This is a genomic window from Arthrobacter sp. GW460-12-1-14-TSB2, assembly GCF_059423525.1.
On the sequence record NZ_JBWKYC010000007.1, the window covers coordinates 1 to 18,621 of the forward strand.

An 18,621-nucleotide genomic window follows, 5' to 3' on the forward strand; every position below is an offset into this window, starting at 1 on the left:
GGGCCGGAGCGGGCGGTTCGCCAGAAGTTCCGGGCGGCGGGGACGGGGAATCAGACGGCTGTGGTTCCGTCGACTGGTTTCCCGACGACGGCGAGGCGGCCGGACTCGAGGCGGCCGGCTCCGAAGGCTGCGGCGCCGAGGACGTCTGGCCGTCCGTCTGCTGGCCACCCCCCGGGTCCGATTCCCGCGGGGCACCGGCCAGGATCACGGCCAGTACCACCGCCGTGATCGCAACCACCGCCACCACGGCCGCCGCCACCAGCCTGCGATGTTTGCCTGGATAAGCGGACGGTTCCCCGGCCATGTTCGACACCCTTCAACCATGACAGCGGCAGCCCCGTCCCTGACAGGGCTGAAAGGCCTGACAGGGCTGAAAGGCCTGCCGGGCTGAATCGCTGCCGGGCTCAAACGCGTGGCGGCTCAGCGCCCGCGGCGCATCAGGGCCCTATTCCCCTTGTTTCGCATCGCAGGTTCAATGGAGTGTTACCCATAGGTGTGTGTCCCATTGGAGTGTCCTATGGATGCGTCCTGTCAGTGTGTGTTCAGACGTGGCAGCTAACCAGATGAAGGCGGGTCTGCCTGTGAAACTTGTTCTCCGGTATCCGCTCGTTGCGGGCACGGTACTGGCCCTGATGGCTGTCGCCGTCCTGGTGATGTCCAGCCAGCCGGTGATCGCGCAGCTTGCGGCGAGCGGCTATGCACTGGCGGTGGCGGCCTACCTGTCCATCGGCATGATTCGAAGGCTGCGAAGCGGGCACTGGGGCATCGATATCCTGGCCGTGACGGCGATCGTCAGCACGGTGCTGGTGGGTGAGTTCATTGCGTCCATGATCATCGTGCTCATGATGGCCGGCGGCACCGCCTTGGAGGACTACGCGGCGGGCCGGGCGAAGGGCGAACTCAGCGCCCTGCTGGCGCGTGTTCCACAGACAGCCCACCGGGAGCGGAACGGCAACGCAAAGAACGTCACCCCTGCGAACAACACCGCCCCGAACGGCACTGACAGCAACGGCGGCCCTGAAAACGGCGCCCACGAGGACGTTGCAGCCACGGACGTCCTCGTGGGCGACATCCTGCTGGTCAAGCCCGGCGAAGTGGTCCCGCTGGATGGCGTGCTGCTTTCCGACGCCGGCACGTTCGACGAATCGTCCCTCACCGGCGAAAGCCTGCCGGTGGAACGCTCGGCCGGCGACGGCATCATGAGCGGCTCCGTCAACGGCGAGGCCGCCGTCCGGATGCGCGTCACGGCCGTCATGGAGGATTCCCAGTACAGCCGGATCGTTGCGCTCGTGAAGGAGGCCTCGGAAAGCCGCGCCCCCATGGTGCGCCTGGCCGACCGCTACGCCATCCCGTTCACCGCGTTCGCCTATGCGCTGGGCGCCGTCGCCTGGATTGTCAGCGGCAGCCCCGCCCGGTTCGCCGAAGTGCTGGTGGTGGCCACTCCCTGCCCGCTGCTCATCGCGGCGCCGGTGGCGTTCCTGGGCGGCATGAGCCAGGCGGCCAAGTCCGGCATCATCGTCAAATACGCGGGGGTCCTGGAGCAGCTCGGCAAGGTCCGCACCGCCGCCTTCGACAAGACCGGAACGCTCACCTACGGCCGGCCCTCGCTGGTGGCCATCGTCACGGCCGACACCATGGACCAGGACGAACTGCTGCGGCTGGCGGGCTCCGCGGAACAGTACTCCTCGCACGTCCTGGCCGCGTCCGTAATGGAGGCCGCCACCTCACGCGACCTCCGCTTCGAGACTGCCAGTGAGGCGCTGGAACATGCCACGCATGGGGTGCGTGCCGTGTTCGACGGGCGGGAAGTAGTGGTGGGCAAGCCCTCCTTCGTGGCCGAATTTGCGCCCGGCGTGGTGGAAACGGAGCTGGTCAGCGGCCAGCTGGCCATCTATGTGGGCGTCGGCGGCGTGTACGTCGGGGCCCTGGTCATGAGCGACCCGCTGCGCGCCGAGGCACGCCGGACGCTGGCTGAGCTGTCCGCACTGGGGGTCACCGAAACGGTGATGCTCACCGGCGACGCGCTGGCCACCGCCAAGCACATCGCGGCCGAAGTGGGGCTCACTGACGTCCGCGCCGAATGCCTTCCGCCGGACAAAGTGGAAGCGGTGAGGTCGTTGCCGCACCGTCCCGTAATGATGGTGGGCGACGGCGTCAACGACGCCCCCGTCCTGGCGGTGGCCGACGTCGGAATCGCCATGGGTGCGCGCGGTTCCACCGCGGCGGGCGAGTCTGCCGACGTCGTAATCATCCTTGACGACCTGTCCAAGGCGGCGCATGCGGTGCGGATCGGGCAGCGCACTGTCCGGGTGGCGATGCAAAGCATCTGGATCGGCATCGTGCTGAGCGTGGGGCTCATGGTGGCCGCGGCGGCGGGCTACGTGCCGGCCATCGCCGGCGCACTGTCACAGGAATTGGTGGACCTGGCCACCATCCTCAATGCGCTGCGCGCGCTGAGCCCGGGCCGGCACACGGCACCGCCAAAGCCTCAGGCGGAGGCCTCCACGTCCGCGATCACCCGCACCGTCTTGAGGTAGCTGTCCGGGTTGAGCGAGATGGAGTCGATTCCTTCGCCCACCAGGAAGGCCGCGAAGTCCGGATGGTTGCTGGGCCCCTGGCCGCAGATTCCAATCTTGATACCGGCTGCGTGCGCCTTGCGGATGGCTTCGCTGATCATTGCCGTGACGGCCTCGTCGCGTTCGTCGAAGAGGCCGGCCAGCTGCTCGGAATCCCGGTCAACGCCCAGGACCAGCTGCGTGAGGTCGTTGGATCCGATGGAGAAGCCGTCGAACTTCGGCGCGAACTTCTCGGCCAGGACCACGTTGGAGGGGATCTCGCACATCATGTACACCTGCAGGCCGTTTTCGCCGCGCACCAGGCCATTCTGGGCCATGACGGCCAGCACGCGGTCCGCTTCGTCCGGGGTGCGGCAGAACGGGATCATCACAATGACGTTGCTGAAGCCGATGGTTTCCCGCACGCGTTTGAGCGCGGCGCACTCCAGTGCAAAACCCTCCCGGTAGCGCTCGTCGTAGTACCGGGACGCGCCGCGGAAGCCCAACATGGGGTTCTCTTCGGGCTGTTCGAAGGAGCCGCCGCCAATCAGGTGCGCGTACTCGTTGGTCTTGAAATCGCTGAGCCTGACGATCACCGGATGCGGATGGTAGGGCGCAGCGATCTTGGCGATGCCCAGGGCCAGCGCCTCCACGAAGTACTCCCGGGGGTCCGCGTAGCCGCTGGTCAGTTCCTTGATCTGCCGGGCTTCCTCCGCGTCCGTGACCCGTTCCGGATGAACCAGCGCCATCGGATGGACCCGGATCAGGTTGCTGATGATGAACTCCATCCGGGCCAGGCCCACCCCCGCCGCGGGCAGCCGCCACCACTGGAACGCGGCCCCCGGGCTGGCGATGTTCACCATCATGGCCGTGCGGGTGGCGGGCAGGGCACCCAGGTCCACATCCTCGGTGTCGAACGGGACCGTGCCCTCGTACACCCGGCCCAGGTCCCCTTCCGCGCAGCTCAGCGTCACGGCCTGGCCTTCGCCCAGGACGCTGGTTCCGTTCCCGGTTCCGACGACGGCGGGAACGCCCAGTTCCCGGCTCACGATGGCCGCGTGGCTGGTGGTCCCGCCGTGGTCCGTGACGATACCCGAGGCCCGTTTCATCACGGGAACCCAGTCCGGGTCCGTCATCTCGGTGACCAGGATGGCGCCGTCACGGAAGGACTCGATGTCCCGGGTGTCCCGGATGACGCACGCCGTGCCCTGCGCGATCGAATCCCCGATCGCTGCGCCCGAGGCCAGGACTGTGCCCGTGCCGCGGAGGTGGTGGATGGTGAAGCGTGTCCCGCTCTTGAGCGCCTGCACGGTTTCGGGCCGCGCCTGCACCATGAACAGCTCCCCGGTGGCGCCGTCGCGGGCCCACTCCATGTCCATGGGGCGGCCGTAGTGCTCCTCCACCGTCACCGCCCAGCGCGCCAGGTCCAGGATTTCGGCATCGCCCAACACGAAGGAGCCCCGCTCCTCCGCGGACGTCTCCACCGTCCGGGTCCGCGCGTGGCCGCCCCGGCTGTAGACCATCTTGCGGGCTTTGGAGCCGAGGGTCTTCTCGATGATCGGGGCCAGGCCCTTGTCCGCCAGGAGCGGCTTGAACACCACGTATTTGTCCGGGTTGATGCTGCCCTGCACCACGGTTTCACCGAGGCCCCAGGCCGCGCTGATCACGGCCGCGCGGGGGAAGCCTGAATCGGTGTCGATGGAAAACATCACACCGGAGGCGCCGACGTCGGACCTCACCATCCGCTGCACCCCGATGGACAGTGCCACGTCCAGGTGCTCGAAACCCTTCACCTCCCGGTAGCTGATGGCACGGTCCGTGAACAGCGATGCGTAGCAGCGCCGACAGGCGTCCAGGAGTTCGCGTTCACCGGAGATGTTTAGGAAGGTCTCCTGCTGCCCGGCGAAGCTGGCGTCCGGGAGGTCCTCGGCGGTGGCGCTGCTTCGGACGGCAACGGACAGCCGGTCCAGTCCCGCCCTGTCGGCAAGGGTGCGGTAGTGGCTGCGGATGGACTCGGCGATGTCTTCCGGGAATTCGCTGTCCAGGAACAGCTCCCGGATGGCCTCGCCCGTGGACCGCAGCGATATCTCGCCCGCCCGATACTCCGCGATCCGGGCGCGCATGGCGGCGTCGATGCCGTTGGCTTTGATGAATGTACGGTAGGCGGCCGCCGTGGTGGCGAATCCGTCCGGCACCCGCACTCCCCGGGACTTGAGCGAGCGCGTCATCTCCCCCAGCGACGCGTTCTTGCCGCCCACCTGGGGCACATGCTCCATCCCGATCTCGTCAAACCACACCACGTGGCTTTCAGTCATGGCTGTTCCCGCTCCTTGGTCCATGGTTTGATCCTCGTTTGCCGGACCCCGGCGGGTCAGAGGCTTTGGACCTCACCTGCCCCAGCGGGACCGGCGGTACAGCTGGCCGCGCAACGGCCCGTGCGGTGCCCGCCCTGCGGTGCCGGAACACCTTGTACAGCCAGTCCGCGACGATGACGGCGGGAATGGCGGCGAGCGCCATCGCAAGGCCCCCGGGCGACGGCGGCGCATGGCCCAGCAATGTGGCGATGGGGCCGACGAACAGGAAGGCCAGCAGGAGCCCGACTTCCGCCAGCACCGCCCAGACCAGCAGCCTGTTGGTGGCCCAGCCCAGCCGCCACGGCGGGGAGCTGGCACTGCGGCAGGCGAACGCGTTGGCCAGTTGCGCCAGCACCACCGTGGTGAAAGCCGCCCCGGAGGCCGCCATGAGAACGTCCGACACGGGTAGTTCCGCGCCCGGCCGCCAGCCCGCACCGAGGAGCACTGCGGTGTACGCGGTCATTTCGAAGAGGGCCTCCACCGGACCCAGCAGGCCGAACACCCGGAACATCAGGGCGCGGTCCATCAGGTGCCTCCGCTCCGGCGGCCGTTTCAGCGTGCCCTTGCTGGGGGCCTCGCTGCCCAGGGCCAGCGCCGGGAGCAGGTCGGTGCCGATGTCGAGGGCGAGGATCTGGAGCACGCTCAGCGCCAGCGGGAAGCGGCCGCCGGAGAGTGCCCAGATCACGAAGGGAGTGAGCTCGGCGACGTTGTCCGTCAGGTGGTAGGTCAGGAACCGCCGGATGTTCGCGTACGTAGCGCGGCCCTGCTCCACTGCGGCGATGATAGTGGCGAAGTCGTCATCCAGCAGCACGAGGTCCGCCGCTTCGCGGGCCACGTCGGTGCCGCTCAGTCCCATGGCAATGCCGATGTCAGCCTGCTGGAGGGCCGGGCCGTCGTTGACGCCGTCGCCGGTCATCGCCACCACGTGGCCGCGGCGCTGGAGTAGGCGTGCCACGCGGAGTTTCTGTTCCGGGGTGACCCGGCTGATGACCACGCCGTCGCGGTCCAGCAAGGCGGTGAGGACGGCGTCGTCTTCCGGGAGGGTGTGTCCCTCCAGCACAAGCTCGGGTGAACCGATCAGTCCGGTTTCCCGGGCGATGGCGGCGGCGGTGAAGGCGTGGTCGCCGGTGACCATGGCCACCTTGATTCCCGCATCGCGGGCCGCCTCGAGCGCCAGGCGGACTTCGGCCCGGGGCGGATCGTGGAGGCCGATCAGCCCCAGCAGCGTGAGTCCGGCCTCCACTTCCTCCAGCTTGAAGCTGGCGCCCGGCAGGCCGGGCAGGCTTCGCTCGGCCACGGCCAGCACCCGCAGCCCGTGCGAGGCCATCTGGTCAACCATTTCCAGCGCGCGTTCGGCGCTGCTTTCGCCACACAGCGGAATCACGGATTCCGGGGCACCTTTGACGTACAGCGTGGTGCCGACGATCGCGGATTCGCGCAGCCGTCGCGGGTCGAAGGCAAAACGGTGCGATACCTCGGGTTCATCGGGTTCCTGCCCGGGGCCGGCCAGCCGGACGGCAAGCGCATCAATGGCGGCCTCCATCGGGTCCCCCTCGGCGATCCACTGCCCGTTGTGGAGCACTGCGCGTCCGGCGGAGGCGGCCAGCGCAGCGGTGCTGAGGTGCCGGGCCTCCCCGGTTCCCTTCCCGGTGACTTCGGCCTCGGGCCCGTAGCCCGCCCCGATGATGCTGAGCAGTCCTGCCGGGGTCCACACCTCGACGGCGTTCATCCGGTTCTGGGTGAGCGTGCCGGTCTTGTCCGTGCAAATGAAGGTGGTGGAGCCGAGGGTTTCCACCGCTTCCAGGTTCCGGACCAGGGCGTTGCGCTGCGCCATCCGCTGCGCCCCGACGGCCAGTGAAAGCGTGACCGTGGGAAGCAGGCCCTCGGGCACCAGCGCCACGGCCACCCCGATCGCGAAGAGGAACGCGTCGCGCCAGGAAATACCCACCAGCAGCGAGAGGACAAAGAACAGCACGCCGATCCCCAGTGCCACCGTGGCTGTGATGCGGACAATCCGCTGCAGTTCCAGCGCCAGCGGGGTTGGGGGCGCCTCGACCTTGCCGGTCAGTGCGGCGATCTCGGCGAGACGGGTGCCGCTGCCCGTGACCGTGACGATACCCTCTGCCTCGCCGTTGACCAGGAACGTCCCGCCGAGGACGGCGTCGCCCGGGACCTTGGCTACGGCTTCGCTCTCGCCGGTGAGCATCGACTCGTCCACTGAGCATCCGGCGGCCAGCACCAGCCGGAGATCCGCGGGGACCCTGTCGCCTGCAACCAGCACCACCACGTCGTCCGGCACGAGCTCGGTGGTGTGGACCTTGACAATGCGGCCGTCCCGGCGGACCGACACAATGGCGGGAAGCAGCTCACGGAGCCTGGCTGCAGCCCGCTGGGCACGTTCCTGCTGGATGTAGGCGAAGATTCCGTTGACCAGGATCACCACGACGATCGCGACGGCCAGCTGCGGCATGCCGGCCATGTAGGCAAGTCCGGCCGCCACCCAGAGCATGATGGCAAAGAAATGGGTCATTTCGGCCAGCAGCTTGCGCCAGCGCGGCACCGGGCGGACCTGCGGCAGCCGGTTGGCCCCGACCTTCTTCAGCCGGAGTGCAGCCTCCTCGGAGCTGAGGCCCGCAGCCCGCGGCAATGCACCAGCAGCGGAGCCGGCGCCCGGGATCACGGCTGCAGCCCGCTATTCACGGGCAGCGCCGAGCACACGACACCATGGCCCTCAGGAGGAACCCCATGGGTCGAGGATGCGGTCTAGGAGTTCAGGCTCCTAGGGTCAAAGGTCACCACTGTCCCGGTCCAGCGCCGGCAGCTCCAGCGCCAGCGCCCGGAGGTAGGCACCGAACCCCTGCGGTGCGCGGGCATGGGTGCGGCCCGACGTCAGCACCCGGATGGTGTCGGTGGCCAGCACCCTGTAGGCCTGCTTGCGCAGGTTCTCCACCAGGATCCTGTCCTCGTGGACGCGCATCCGGGGAAACCCGCCGGCCGCCAGGTACGCGGAGGCCCGGACGCCAAAATTCGCGCCGTAAATGTGCGGATGGTCCTCCCTGAACGGGTGCCGCTCCAGCCAGCGCCGCAGGATGGCAGGATCGGTCCCGGCCGGATCCGGCTCAACGGATCCCAGGACTGCGTCAGCCCCGGCATCGGCCAGTTCAACCTGGCGCACCAGCCAGTTCTCCGGAACGGCGGAGTCCGCGTCGGTATTGGCAAGCCAGACATGCCCGGCCCACAGCCCTTTCCACAGCCCTGCGGCGGCCTGGACGCCCGCGGCGCGGCTTGCACCGGTGCTTCCCAGCCGTACGTGCACAGCCGCGAACCGGGGGTCTGAGGCAACATAGCCGGCGGCGATGTCCGCCGACCGGTCGGTGCAGCTGTCCAGCACCACCGTGATGGACAGCTGGATCCCGGGCCGTTCCCGCTGCAACGCGTCGGCGGCGGTTCGGAGCGCCGAAAGCGCCCGGTCGAGGTGCTGGTCCTCGTTGTGGGCGGGCACCACCACAGCCACCCGGTCGATGCCCAGGCCGGACCGGATTGCCTCCGCGGGACAGTCGCCTGCCCGTTCGGTCGTCCCGCTAGTCATCTCAGGGCCGATCCGGGCCCGGCGATACAAACGCTTCCAGGACGAAGTCCCTTTCCTGGTATAGCCCTGCCGTGGGCCAGCGGAGCTGCTGCCGGGCCATGGCGTGGACGGTGTCCCCGTCCAGTTCCCAGCCGGTGACGGGGTGGCGCCAATGGCAGAGCAACAGGGTCCCCCCGGGATTCAGCGAGCCTTGCACCCGCGCGAACAGTTCGGCCAGTTCCTCCGCCGTCAGGTAGTACCCCGTCTCGGACACCACCGCCAGGTCGAAGCGGCCTTCGGGCCAGTGCTGCGGAACCGTCAGGTGCAGGGTCCGGGCAGCGGGATGGCCCCCTAACCGCTCAGCAGCCTGGACCAGGGCGGCGCTGCTGGCGTCAACCGCCACGTACTCCCGGCAGCGGGCCGCGAGCTCCACGCTGAGGGTGCCGATGGAACAGCCGATTTCCAGTCCGGAACCGTACTCGGCGTCCGGCAGGATGGCCAGGGTGAGCGCCCGCTTGCGCCTTTCGTACCAGCTGGTGGTGTAGCTCCACGGATCGGCGTTCCCGCCGTGCACGACGTCAAAGATCCGCTCGGCGTCGCCCGCAGTATTGGTCCCGCCGGCGGGCCGGTGCCACGCGAACGTCTCCCACGGGCGGGAAAAATGATCGACAAAGCCGGCGGCAAGAAGCGCCTCGTCGCCGGGCTGGTCGGACAGCGGCTCGGTCTGCGAGGTGTGCGCCAGGAGGGCTGCCGCCTTGGCCCGCTGCTCGTCCGGCGTCAGCGGCACACGGACCCATGACTGCCAGGCGCCGTCCGCCGGTGACGCCCACAACCAGTACCAGACGGGGTATTCCAGCAGCCCGTGGCCGCCCTGGGCCGCCACTTCGGCGGCCACGGCGCCCAGGACGTCGTGGTCCGTGTGGCCGTCCGAGCGGTAGGGCGCAACGATAACCACCTGGTTCGCCGGGCGCCCGGATGCCGCGATCGATTCCTTGACGGCGGCAGCGATCCGGTCCCGGTCTGCATCAAGGTGGCCGTCCCGGAAGTGCAGGAACTCCCTGGCGGCTCCCGGGGCCAAACCGGACACCGCTGCCCTGAACTCAGCGAGCCGGAGGGCGGCCAGCTGGTCCGGCGTCGTGGTCGGGGAGTCCGGGTGCGATGCCTCCCCCGCCGTGCACAGCAGCACGTCGATTGCCGCGCCGGCAGCGTTCAGGCGTGCGAGGAACCCTCCGGCGCCTAGGGTCTCGTCATCCGGATGCGCAGCCAGCACAATGAAGGCCATGGCCGCGAGTTCGTCCTGGTCCAGGGGGAGTTCCGGGAGGACGGCCACGCCGCTTCCCTCCCATTCGGCCTCGGCTGTGCCGGTATCGGCATGTGAGAAACTCACCACGAGCGGTCCCCCTTCAGGGTCAGGGCGCCTAATTGCGCGTCGTCCCGCATGGCGTGGTGTTGGCGGATGTACAGCGACAGGTCCGCCATGCGTTTTCCGTACTTTTCGTTGAAGGCCAGGGGACCCGGGCCCAGGTTTTGGGCCACTACAGCCTGGATGCGTTCGACGGCGGCGACGACGGTTCCGCGGACGCGCAGCGCCTCGCTCCACGCACCGGAGCCGGACAGTTCCCCGGCGTCGATCCGTTCGGCCGTGCGCGCCAGGTAGCCGGACACGGAGGCGATGATCCGGTCCGCTTCGCCTAAGTGGGCCAGGGCGATCTGGTCCGGTTCACGCCCTTTGTCCGCAGCTGCGGACAGCGCGGAGCTGAAGTCGCGGGCCACGGCAACGGCTCCGCCGAACCAGCAGGCTGCAACGCCCATGCCTCCCCAGGCGAAGCCCGGGCGCTGGAAATACCAGCCCGATGCACCCACCGGAACGGCGCTGACGCCGTCGAAGTGCACGGTGCCGCTGGGGATTTCGCGCAGGCCCCGGCTGGTCCACAGCGGCGTCTCGCAGGACACCCCGGGAGTGTGCAGGTCGACGGCGAAGGCGGCCCTGCCTCCGTCTGCAAGATGCGCGGTCAGCACGGCGCCGTCCAGGTGGGCAGCGAGCGAGCACCACGGCTTGGATCCGTTCAGGAGATAATTCCCGGCGCCGTCCGGAGTAGCCTCAAGCCGCAGCCCCGGCCCCTCCGCGGCAAAAACGCCCCAGGCGCCGTCCGTTGATGATTCACCGATCGGGGAATCCGCTTGGGAACCGGACTGGGCCAGGATGGCCAGCGCATCGAGGTGCGGTTCAAGCACGCGGCCGGCCGCGACGTCGACGGAAGTCACGGAAGCAAGAAGTTCCCAGAGCCGCGCCGTGCTGCCTTCGCCGGGCCGGGGCGCCGTCCGTCCCGTGTCCCGCGCCAGTGCAATAAGGGCCGGCACGTCTCCTGCCGCGTCGCGCACGGCCTCAAGCATCGTGGCCAGGGTTTCGGGCGGTTCCGCTGCGGAACCGATGCGCACCGGGCGCGGCTTTGCCTCGGGGTCCATTCCGCTGGCCGTGGCGCCGGCGTCAGCCGTGGTCCGGTGCCGTGACTGAAGCCCCCGCCGACATGGTCTCGGCGTTCACCATCCAGGCCAGCTGTTCCAGTCGCGCAATGCCGGCGTGGAGGAGGTCTGCGCTGGTGGGATCTTCCTCGTCCACCTCGTCATGGACGTCACGCATGGTCTTCACGGTGCGCTCCAGCCGGGCCGTGATCAGTTTGACGGCGTCCTTAGTGGAGGTGAGTCCTTCGGGGAACTGTTCCAGCCGGGTGCCGGCGGACACCGTGGTGCTCCTGCCGTCCGGCAGGGCATGCAGGGCGCGCATCCGCTCAGCCGTTTCATCTGCGAACAGCCGCACGCTGGTAACGATTTCATCGAGCTGCAGGTGGAGGTCGCGGAAGTTGGTTCCCACGATGTTCCAGTGCGCCTGCTTGCCCTGGACGTGAAGTTCGATCAGGTCCGTGAGGACCATCTGGAGATTGCTGGCAAGGGTCGGTGAAGCCTTCATTTCTTCCTCCACTGCAGGCGATGCGGGACGGGTTCGTCCGGTATTAGCCTATTCTAAGCATACTTAGCATTTTGGCGGCGTGACGTCACTTGACCAGGGCCAGCGCGAAGCCGTCCCAGCCCTTCGAACCCACGGTTTGCATGACCGTCGCGTCCAGCCGGGGGTCCTCCCCCATCATTTCCAGTGCGGTGATGATCCCCGGCGCGTTGACCTCGTCCAGGGACGGATCGAGCAGCGCGCCCTCCCACACCACGTTGTCCATCACAATCGCGGTGCCCGGCCGGCCCAGCCTGATGGCCCAGTCCAGGTACTGCGGGTTGTTTTCCTTGTCGGCATCGATGAACACAAAATCGAAAGGGCCGCGCCCGTCATTATGCAGCCCGGGAAGGGTGTCCAGTGCGGCACCCACGCGGATGTCCACTTTGTGCCCGACTCCGGCAGCGTCCACGTTGGCGCGCGCCACGCGGGCATGTTTGGGGAGGTACTCGCACGTGACGAGTTTGCCGTCGTCGGGCAGTCCCTGGGCCATCCAGATGGTGCTGAAACCGGCCAAGGTGCCGATTTCGAGGACCCGCCGGGCGCCCGAAAGCTGCACCAGCAGCTTGAGCAGCTTCCCGGCGTTGGGCGCCACCTCGATGGCCGGCATTCCGGCGTCGACGGCGGAAGTAACGGCCCGCTTCAGCGGGCTGCCGGGGCGGACGACGACGTCGGTCAGGTACTTCTCCACAGCCACCCATTGGGGCTCGGGCCGGTGCTCAATCATGGGCCCAGTCTCGCAGTTGCCTTTGCTGCGTGGGAAGGAGAAACCAGAGGCGGGAATTAGCCGGCGTCGGCGATGGCGCTTTCCAGCCGCTCCACTTTGGCGGTGAGCTCGCCCGAATACCCGGGGCGGATATCCGCCTTGATGACCAGTGACACACGGCTGCCGAAACGCCCGACAGCTTCGGTGGCCTCCTTCACCACGGCGAACACCTCATCCCACTCACCTTCGATGGTGGTGAACATGGAGTCCGTGTGGTTGGGCAGGCCGGAATCCCGGACAATCTTGACGGCGGCAGCGACGGCGTCATGGACCGAAGCGTCTGCGGATGCCGCGGAGGAGACAGCACCGGAATCAGCAGTGAGGTGCGCAGGCTGGCCGGAGGGTGCAACTGAGAATGCGAGCAACATGGACCCAGTCTGCCACAGCGGAATTTCCCCATACATTCGTCATATAGGGAGCACATTCGCGGCTACCAATCAGTAACCCGGGCGCTCAGGCCCAGCGTTGCTAACCTTGAAAAATGAACCTCGCAGTGGAACGCAAGCCCCTCCGTGCGGATGCTGCGCGCAATGTGGACAAGATCATCACCGCCGCCCGCAACTGCTTCCGTGAGTACGGCCCGGAAGTGCCGTTGCAGACCATCGCCGTCACGGCCGGCGTCGGTCCCGCAACCCTGTTCCGGAACTTCGCGGACAAGGAACAGCTGGTTCTTGCCGCGCTCAACCGCCAGCTGAGGCTGATGGTGGACCCCGTGATCGACGACGCCCTGGCCGGCCCTGATGCCGCCGACGGGCTGTTCCGCGTGATCGATGCGCTGATGGCAGCCGCCAGCGAGGATGCCAACCTGCTCGGGGCCGTGGCCGGACGGCGCGGCCTGCTGACCGGAATCACCGGCAGCCTCTTTGAGTCCGTGGCCGTCCTGCTGGGCCGCGGCCAGGGTCAGGGGACCCTGCGCACTGACATTTCCATGACTGACGTGATCCGCCTGCTGGCCATGCTGATCGGTGTTGTGGACACCATGGAACCCGGGTCCGATGCCTGGCGGCGCCCCGTAGCGCTGGTGGAGGACGCTATCCGCACGGAACGGCCCCACCGGCCGCTGCCTCCCCAGTCGCCGCTCCCGGGCACGGCCTTCGATTCAATCGTCCTGCCCTGATTCTTCCTCGGGCCGGTCTATGTCGTCAGGCGACCGCTCGTCATGTAGCCGGCCGGCGTCCTCGGACCCGCGGCTGTAGGACGCCCTGCCGTCGGGGGCGTTGATCTCGTCAAGGCGCTCGTTCAGGGCATGCGCCAGGATGTCCCGCTGCAACGCCGGCAGCGCGATGGCACCGTGGATGTAAGCCTCGACTTCAAACTGCCCTGCGCTGCCGCCAATGCTGAAATACCTCAGCCACAGCTCCTCAACGCGCAGGTCAGCGTTCCGGAGCATTTCCTCAAAGCGAAGCCTTTGCTCATCTTCGTCCTTGCCCAGGGCCAAAGCGCACCCCCGCTCACCGGGGCAGCTGGGTGGAGGACACCAGCTCGGCGGATATGTCCCGCAGCGACCTCTTGGCCCGCCGCGACTCCATCAGGAGGTCCTGCATGGCCGTGTCCTCGTCAAGTCCGTGGCGGGCCATCAGGATTCCCTTGGCCACGGCAATGATTTCGCGGTGGGCCAGGGCGTCGCGGAGGTCCTCGCTAATCGTCCGGGCGCTGTCGCGGGCCTGGGCATTGATCAGGAAGATGGTGGCCTGCGCGGCGAAGAGTTCCAACAGGCGCACAGTGCCGGGGCTGAAGCTGTTCTCATTGCGGGCGTAGAGCTTGACGGCGCCCAAGGCGGATTCTCCGGCGAGCAGCGGTGCGCTGACGGAGGAGCGCAGGCCCAGCCCGGTTGCCGCGGTAGCCCACTCCGGCCAGCGCCGGTCGTTCCGGACGTCGCTGACGAGCACGGGCTCGCCGCTGGCCCAGGCGAGGAGGCAGGGGCCCTGGCCCAAATTGTACTGGCGCGAGTCGGCAAGCTCCACCAACGTGTTGGAAGCACTCGCCGTATGTTTCCGGCCCTCAGCGTCTATCAGAGTGACGCCCGCGCCTGCGACTCCGGGCACGGCCGCTTCCGCGGCAGCGGTGATCAGCTCAAGGGCCCTGGAGACCGTCTCGTCCGTCAGCAGGAGCTCCGAAGCGCGGGCGAAGATTGCCGCAAGTTCATCCGCGAGGGGTAGTTTCACCACCATGGCCGCACCCACTCCACTGCTTTGCCGCCCTTCGCCCGTTGACTGGAACTTTAAAAAGCATAGCCGCAAGGCGCGTCCCTTAGCCGTTGAAGTGGGCGGCGTCCGGTGTCGTATCGAATTTTCGCAGCAGGTCCTCAGCCACAACTCGGAGCTTGACGTTGCGGTTGCTGGAAACCTTGCTCAGGATCGCGAACGCTTCGGCCTGCGAACAGCGGCTCTGGCCCATCACAATTCCCGAGGCGAGGTTGATGCTGGTGCGTGATTTCAAGGCCTCGAGAAGGTCCTCATTGAGGTCCTTCGAGGCACCGATGCGCACAGCCAGCCGCAGGGCCTTGCCGGCGCGGGCGGCGAACGCTTCGCAAATCACGACTGCCTCGTCGTCAAACGCACCTGCTTCCGGGGCAAAAAACGACACGGATGCCGCGGCATCCGGATCCAGCCGCAGCGGGAGTGACAGGACGCTGAGCTGTCCGGCCCTCATCACGCCGCGGTTGTAGCGAGGCCAGCGGGAGTCGGCCCGGGCATCGGGCACCGATACCGTAGCACCGGACTCCAGGGCAGCCAGCGAAGGACTTTGGCCGGTAGCCTGCTGAATCTCCTCAAGCAGCCTCGCCCCTGGTCCGCTGCCGGCGGACGTCACAGGCCGCCGGGAACGCGTCAGGGTGACGGCGCACAGCACGGGAAGCCCGGTTGCCTTCCCGATGAAGCCGGCCGAGAATACACACAGTTCCCGGAGGAAGTCCTGCACATCGGCACTCTCGAGGACGAGGTCCTGAAGCCGTTCCGCCAGGTACTGGCCCAGCCGGGCGCCGGTCACAGCCCGCCCCCGGCTCCCGAATTCGCCGCCCAACGGCCCGAGGCCGGGAGATTGTGGCGGGCGTCACAGGATATTAGAATTGTGGCGGTTACGCAGTCAGCCACTTTGTCTCGTTTTGGAGTTCGACATGGACTACGGACTACGCTCATTTTCCCTTCCGGTGCTGCCATGACCCGCCAGCAGCTTGCCTTGCTCATGAACGGCGACGCCGACCCGCTGCTGGTTATTTCGTCGGCGAGCACGTCGGAACTGCAGGCCCTCACAGACGCCCTTTTCCGGGACCTGGATACGTCCCACCCGGTGTTTGGGGCGCAGGTCTGGTACGACCTTGCCTTGGAAGAGTTGGAGAACAGGAACAACGGAGCCTCCCCACAGGCCGACGACTTGGCTGATTCAGATGCGTTTGGCGCAGCCTAGGCTGCGCTATTCGGCCTAGGTCAATACACTTGGGCTGCGCTATTCTGCCGGCTCGGCGCCAGCCTTCCGTTCTTCGTCCGGGGCGTGTTCGTCCGGGGCTTGATCCTCGGCAGCGGCCTCGCCCCCAGGGGGCAACGACGTCTCTTTGTGGTGGGCCTTCATGTGCGCCTCGTGCAGCTGATCCGCTTCCTGCAGATGCTGCTGGAGTTTCTCCTCGGCGTCGCGTCGGCGGCGGGACATCTCGCGCATTTCACGGGTGGATTCGGATCCCGGCGATGGCACGTAGGGCCTGGATTTGGATTCTCTTTCGGCAGCAGGAACCGCGGGCGCTTGTTCTTCGCTCATGGTGGCATCCTGCCACAGCACGGGCGGACCTACTAGGGCCGAACGGCCGTCATCAGCTCCAACCCAGCAGCCGCAACCCGGCAGCAGCACCGGCTCCGGCCAGGACCACCACCAGGAAAGGGGCCCGGAGCCACAGGGCGATTCCGGCCGCGGCCAGGGCGCCCATCCGGGCGTCAAGAGCCAGTGACTGGCCCGATGCCACTGCGTTCACAATGGTGAGCGAGGCCAGCAGGCCGATGGTCATGGTGCCCGCAATCCGGGACATCCGCGGGTTGCGCAGCAGGGTTGCCGGCACCAGATAGCCAAGGAGTTTCCAGGCGTAGCCAAGGAGGCAGGCAAGCAGCAGCCACATCCAAAGGCTCATCTGCCGGCCTCTTCCGCAGCGGGGCCCTGACGCGGGTGTTGATGGTGCTCGGCGTAGGGATCCACATCGGGCTCCAGCCCCTCGTCGCTGCGGCCGTGGCTGAACCAGCCGATCGCCGCCGCCACAAATGCCGCTATCAAGATGGGAACTCCCGCGGGCACGAACGGCACGGCCAGCACCGTTGCCAGGGCGCACACCACTGCGATGGCCACCGGTTCGCGGCCCTTGAGCCGTGGCCAAAGAAGGCCGAGGAAGGCCGCCACGGCCGCGCCGTCGAGCCCCCATTGCTTGGGGTCCCCCAGCGCACTGCCCGCCAGCGCCCCGACGGCAGTGAAAATATTCCAGAGCACGAAGATGCCGATGCCGGCCGTCCAGAATCCCCGCTTCTGTTCGTCGGGGTCCGTCTGCCCGGTACTGGTGGCCGTTGACTCGTCGATGGTGACGTGGGCGGCGGCGTACTTGCGCCACCCGCGCGGTTGCAGCAGGGCGTTGAGCTGCATGCCGTAGATGCCGTTGCGCATGCCCAGGAGCGTGGCCGCGCCCATCGCCGCCACCCCGGATCCGCCGCCGGCCACCACGCCGATGAACGCGAACTGCGAACCGCCGCTGAACAGAAGCAGGCTTAGCGCCATGGTCTGCCAAAAATCAAGCCCGGACGTGACGCCGAGCGCCCCGAAGGAAATCCCGTAGAGGCCGGTGGCGATGCTGATGGACAGCCCCACCCGCACGGCCGGAGACTGAAGCAGCTTCACTGCCCGGCCCCGGGAACACGCGGCGGCCCGGCAGGACGGAACGGCTTTCGCAGGCTCCAGGCCCAGAGGATCAGCGGCACCTGAAGCGGAAGCCGGGCGGTGTGCACCTTCCGCTGCCCTGGCGTCCCGGCAGGACCGTACGCACGGCGCAAGGCGTCGGCATGCCCGGCAACGAAGGCCGTGAACATGGCAGTAACACCCCAGGCGGCCGGTTTGCGGGTGGCCGGGATCAGGAGTCCGACGGCGGCGCCCGCCTCGAGCAGGCCGCTGAGCGCCACCCATTCATCACGGGTCATCACCGCAAACGGGCCGTTGGGCCGGGCGCCGGAGTCGTCACGGCACAGGAAATCGGGAACCACTTGGTAAAAGAACGCGGGTTCGCGGAAATGTTTCATGGCGCTGGCCAGCAGCAGGGCGCTCAGGGCAGTAGCTGAGAGGGTCTGGGTGGCCCGGCCGGACCAGGTGAATGGCATGGATCCATGCAACCACAGGCGCTGACGCTCCCGGTAACCGCGAGCGTCAGCGCCTGCGAAACGACGGGCGGACGGGACTTTCCGCCCGGGTCAGGACGCGCAGCGCGGCGTAGCTTATTGACTATGAGCAACGTGGTGGAAATGACCGGCGTCGTCAAGCGTTTCGGAACTGTAACTGCCCTCGACGGCCTCGACTTCCAGGTCGCGGCCGGCGAGGTGCATGGCTTCCTGGGTCCCAACGGGGCCGGCAAGTCCACGACGTTGCGGCTGCTGCTGGGGATGCTGCGGGCTACCTCGGGCTCGGCCAGGGTGCTGGGCCTTGACCCCTGGCACGACGTTGCCACGCTGCACCGCCGGCTGGCGTATGTACCCGGGGACGTGGCCCTATGGCCCAACCTGACGGGCGGTGAGGTGATCGACCTGCTGGGGCGGCTCCAAGGCGGCCAGGACCGCGCCCGGCGTGACCGGCTGCTGCAGACCTTCGACCTTGACCCCACCAAGAAGTCGCGCACCTATTCGAAGGGAAACCGGCAGAAGGTCGCCCTGGTGGCCGCCCTGGCCACCGACGCCGAACTGTTCCTCCTGGACGAGCCCACCAGCGGGCTGGACCCTTTGATGGAGGACGCGTTCCGCGGATGCGTCCGCGAGCTCCGCGATCAGGGCCGCACCATCCTGTTGAGCAGCCACATCCTGAGCGAGGCCGAGGCGCTCTCGGACCGGGTAAGCATCATCCGGGCCGGCCGGGTGGTGGAGTCCGGACCGCTTGCGCAGCTGCGGCACCTGACCCGGACGTCGGTCACGGCCGACGTCGCGCGCATGCCCCCGGGCCTGGACCTCCTGCCCGGCGTCCACGACGTTGTGGTGACGAACCACCGGGTCAGCGCCCAGGTGGACCCGGCGGGGCTGGCCCCGTTCCTGCAGGCCCTCACAGCCGCCGGCCTGCACGCACTGACCAGCCAGCCGCCCACGCTGGAGGATCTTTTCCTGCGCCACTACGGCCCGGCCGGGTCGCTCGAAACGGCACGGCGATGACCG

General features: G+C 67.9%; 20 protein-coding genes. 5 read left to right on the forward strand and 15 right to left on the reverse strand.

Annotation, left to right across the window (positions count from 1 at the left end; translation table 11 throughout):
* Together AC07YR_RS10565 and AC07YR_RS10570 are read left to right on the forward strand one after the other, a co-directional pair.
* Positions 1-284: hypothetical protein (locus AC07YR_RS10565; RefSeq protein WP_494733910.1), on the forward strand; the 284-nt coding region annotated here is incomplete at its 5' end.
* A 279-nt stretch (positions 285-563) separates the two neighbouring features.
* Positions 564-2,537, forward strand: a complete 1,974-nt coding sequence (locus AC07YR_RS10570; RefSeq protein ID WP_436059240.1) for a heavy metal translocating P-type ATPase — start codon at positions 564-566, stop codon at positions 2,535-2,537.
* Here AC07YR_RS10570 and ppsA read toward each other — a convergent pair.
* From ppsA to AC07YR_RS10610, 8 genes are all read right to left on the reverse strand, one after another.
* Positions 2,489-4,870 (reverse strand): phosphoenolpyruvate synthase, encoded by a 2,382-nt coding sequence (gene ppsA, locus AC07YR_RS10575; protein WP_436056461.1) that lies wholly within the window; start codon positions 4,868-4,870, stop codon positions 2,489-2,491. The two genes, AC07YR_RS10570 and ppsA, sit on opposite strands and share 49 nt — an antisense overlap.
* Entirely contained in the window at positions 4,863-7,586 is a 2,724-nt protein-coding gene (locus tag AC07YR_RS10580; RefSeq protein WP_494733989.1) for a cation-translocating P-type ATPase, read from the reverse strand. Before AC07YR_RS10580 ends, ppsA begins: the two co-directional genes overlap by 8 nt.
* 108 nt (positions 7,587-7,694) lie before the next feature.
* Positions 7,695-8,498, reverse strand: a complete 804-nt coding sequence (locus AC07YR_RS10585) for a glycosyltransferase family 2 protein (protein ID WP_494733911.1) — start codon at positions 8,496-8,498, stop codon at positions 7,695-7,697.
* A 1-nt stretch (position 8,499) separates the two neighbouring features.
* A complete protein-coding gene (locus tag AC07YR_RS10590; RefSeq protein WP_494733912.1) occupies positions 8,500-9,867 on the reverse strand; it encodes a PIG-L family deacetylase in 1,368 nt (455 codons plus the stop codon).
* Complete coding sequence (locus tag AC07YR_RS10595; protein WP_494733913.1) at positions 9,861-10,943, reverse strand: acyl-CoA dehydrogenase family protein; 1,083 nt, start codon at positions 10,941-10,943, stop codon at positions 9,861-9,863. Before AC07YR_RS10595 ends, AC07YR_RS10590 begins: the two co-directional genes overlap by 7 nt.
* Positions 10,944-10,965: 22 nt before the next feature.
* A complete protein-coding gene (locus AC07YR_RS10600; RefSeq protein WP_055801463.1) occupies positions 10,966-11,445 on the reverse strand; it encodes a Dps family protein in 480 nt (159 codons plus the stop codon).
* 85 nt (positions 11,446-11,530) lie between these two features.
* On the reverse strand, positions 11,531-12,208 hold the full coding sequence (locus AC07YR_RS10605; protein WP_055801465.1) for an O-methyltransferase: 678 nt from the start codon (positions 12,206-12,208) through the stop codon (positions 11,531-11,533).
* A 56-nt stretch (positions 12,209-12,264) separates the two neighbouring features.
* Entirely contained in the window at positions 12,265-12,615 is a 351-nt protein-coding gene (locus AC07YR_RS10610; RefSeq protein WP_494733914.1) for a thiamine-binding protein, read from the reverse strand.
* A 113-nt stretch (positions 12,616-12,728) separates the two neighbouring features.
* Here AC07YR_RS10610 and AC07YR_RS10615 point away from each other — a divergent pair, with 113 nt between their 5' ends.
* Positions 12,729-13,364: a TetR/AcrR family transcriptional regulator gene (locus AC07YR_RS10615; RefSeq protein ID WP_028270654.1), complete on the forward strand. Its 636-nt coding sequence runs from the start codon at positions 12,729-12,731 to the stop codon at positions 13,362-13,364.
* Here AC07YR_RS10615 and AC07YR_RS10620 read toward each other — a convergent pair.
* The 3 genes from AC07YR_RS10620 to AC07YR_RS10630 form a co-directional block, all read right to left on the reverse strand.
* Positions 13,347-13,685, reverse strand: a complete 339-nt coding sequence (locus tag AC07YR_RS10620) for a hypothetical protein (RefSeq protein ID WP_494733915.1) — start codon at positions 13,683-13,685, stop codon at positions 13,347-13,349. The two genes, AC07YR_RS10615 and AC07YR_RS10620, sit on opposite strands and share 18 nt — an antisense overlap.
* Before the next feature lie 13 nt (positions 13,686-13,698).
* Positions 13,699-14,418, reverse strand: coding sequence for a GAF and ANTAR domain-containing protein (locus AC07YR_RS10625; protein ID WP_494733916.1), 720 nt, complete (start codon positions 14,416-14,418; stop codon positions 13,699-13,701).
* A gap of 79 nt (positions 14,419-14,497) precedes the next feature.
* Entirely contained in the window at positions 14,498-15,235 is a 738-nt protein-coding gene (locus AC07YR_RS10630; RefSeq protein ID WP_494733917.1) for a GAF and ANTAR domain-containing protein, read from the reverse strand.
* A gap of 168 nt (positions 15,236-15,403) precedes the next feature.
* On the opposite strand from AC07YR_RS10630, the gene AC07YR_RS10635 reads away from it, so the two are divergent.
* Positions 15,404-15,652, forward strand: a complete 249-nt coding sequence (locus AC07YR_RS10635; RefSeq protein WP_055801478.1) for a hypothetical protein — start codon at positions 15,404-15,406, stop codon at positions 15,650-15,652.
* 39 nt (positions 15,653-15,691) lie between these two features.
* Here AC07YR_RS10635 and AC07YR_RS10640 read toward each other — a convergent pair whose 3' ends face one another.
* From AC07YR_RS10640 to AC07YR_RS10655, 4 genes are read right to left on the reverse strand one after another with little or no spacing between them, the layout of a single operon-like run.
* Positions 15,692-15,997, reverse strand: a complete 306-nt coding sequence (locus AC07YR_RS10640) for a hypothetical protein (RefSeq protein WP_494733918.1) — start codon at positions 15,995-15,997, stop codon at positions 15,692-15,694.
* Between the two features lie 52 nt (positions 15,998-16,049).
* Complete coding sequence (locus AC07YR_RS10645; RefSeq protein ID WP_055801484.1) at positions 16,050-16,361, reverse strand: AzlD domain-containing protein; 312 nt, start codon at positions 16,359-16,361, stop codon at positions 16,050-16,052.
* Entirely contained in the window at positions 16,358-17,113 is a 756-nt protein-coding gene (locus AC07YR_RS10650) for an AzlC family ABC transporter permease (protein WP_200939340.1), read from the reverse strand. The genes AC07YR_RS10645 and AC07YR_RS10650 overlap by 4 nt, the downstream gene beginning before the upstream one ends.
* Positions 17,110-17,586 carry a DoxX family protein gene (locus AC07YR_RS10655; protein WP_494733919.1) on the reverse strand — a complete coding sequence of 159 codons (477 nt, stop codon included), beginning with the start codon at positions 17,584-17,586 and terminating at the stop codon, positions 17,110-17,112. Before AC07YR_RS10655 ends, AC07YR_RS10650 begins: the two co-directional genes overlap by 4 nt.
* A 123-nt stretch (positions 17,587-17,709) precedes the next feature.
* Between AC07YR_RS10655 and AC07YR_RS10660 the strand changes: the two genes are divergently transcribed.
* Positions 17,710-18,618 (forward strand): ABC transporter ATP-binding protein, encoded by a 909-nt coding sequence (locus AC07YR_RS10660; RefSeq protein WP_494733920.1) that lies wholly within the window; start codon positions 17,710-17,712, stop codon positions 18,616-18,618.
* Positions 18,619-18,621 lie beyond the last annotated feature (3 nt).

Coding starts and splice junctions, on each gene's coding strand:
- AC07YR_RS10635 (WP_055801478.1), top strand. CDS start 15,404: ATGACCCGCCAGCAGCTTGCCTTGCTCATGAACGGCGACGCCGACCCG.
- AC07YR_RS10605 (WP_055801465.1), bottom strand. CDS start 12,208: ATGATTGAGCACCGGCCCGAGCCCCAATGGGTGGCTGTGGAGAAGTAC.
- AC07YR_RS10645 (WP_055801484.1), bottom strand. CDS start 16,361: ATGAGCCTTTGGATGTGGCTGCTGCTTGCCTGCCTCCTTGGCTACGCC.
- AC07YR_RS10610 (WP_494733914.1), bottom strand. CDS start 12,615: ATGTTGCTCGCATTCTCAGTTGCACCCTCCGGCCAGCCTGCGCACCTC.
- AC07YR_RS10600 (WP_055801463.1), bottom strand. CDS start 11,445: ATGAAGGCTTCACCGACCCTTGCCAGCAATCTCCAGATGGTCCTCACG.
- AC07YR_RS10655 (WP_494733919.1), bottom strand. CDS start 17,586: ATGCCATTCACCTGGTCCGGCCGGGCCACCCAGACCCTCTCAGCTACT.
- ppsA (WP_436056461.1), bottom strand. CDS start 4,870: ATGACTGAAAGCCACGTGGTGTGGTTTGACGAGATCGGGATGGAGCAT.
- AC07YR_RS10585 (WP_494733911.1), bottom strand. CDS start 8,498: ATGACTAGCGGGACGACCGAACGGGCAGGCGACTGTCCCGCGGAGGCA.
- AC07YR_RS10660 (WP_494733920.1), top strand. CDS start 17,710: ATGAGCAACGTGGTGGAAATGACCGGCGTCGTCAAGCGTTTCGGAACT.
- AC07YR_RS10595 (WP_494733913.1), bottom strand. CDS start 10,943: ATGGACCCCGAGGCAAAGCCGCGCCCGGTGCGCATCGGTTCCGCAGCG.
- AC07YR_RS10615 (WP_028270654.1), top strand. CDS start 12,729: ATGAACCTCGCAGTGGAACGCAAGCCCCTCCGTGCGGATGCTGCGCGC.
- AC07YR_RS10570 (WP_436059240.1), top strand. CDS start 564: ATGAAGGCGGGTCTGCCTGTGAAACTTGTTCTCCGGTATCCGCTCGTT.
- AC07YR_RS10640 (WP_494733918.1), bottom strand. CDS start 15,997: ATGAGCGAAGAACAAGCGCCCGCGGTTCCTGCTGCCGAAAGAGAATCC.
- AC07YR_RS10625 (WP_494733916.1), bottom strand. CDS start 14,418: ATGGTGGTGAAACTACCCCTCGCGGATGAACTTGCGGCAATCTTCGCC.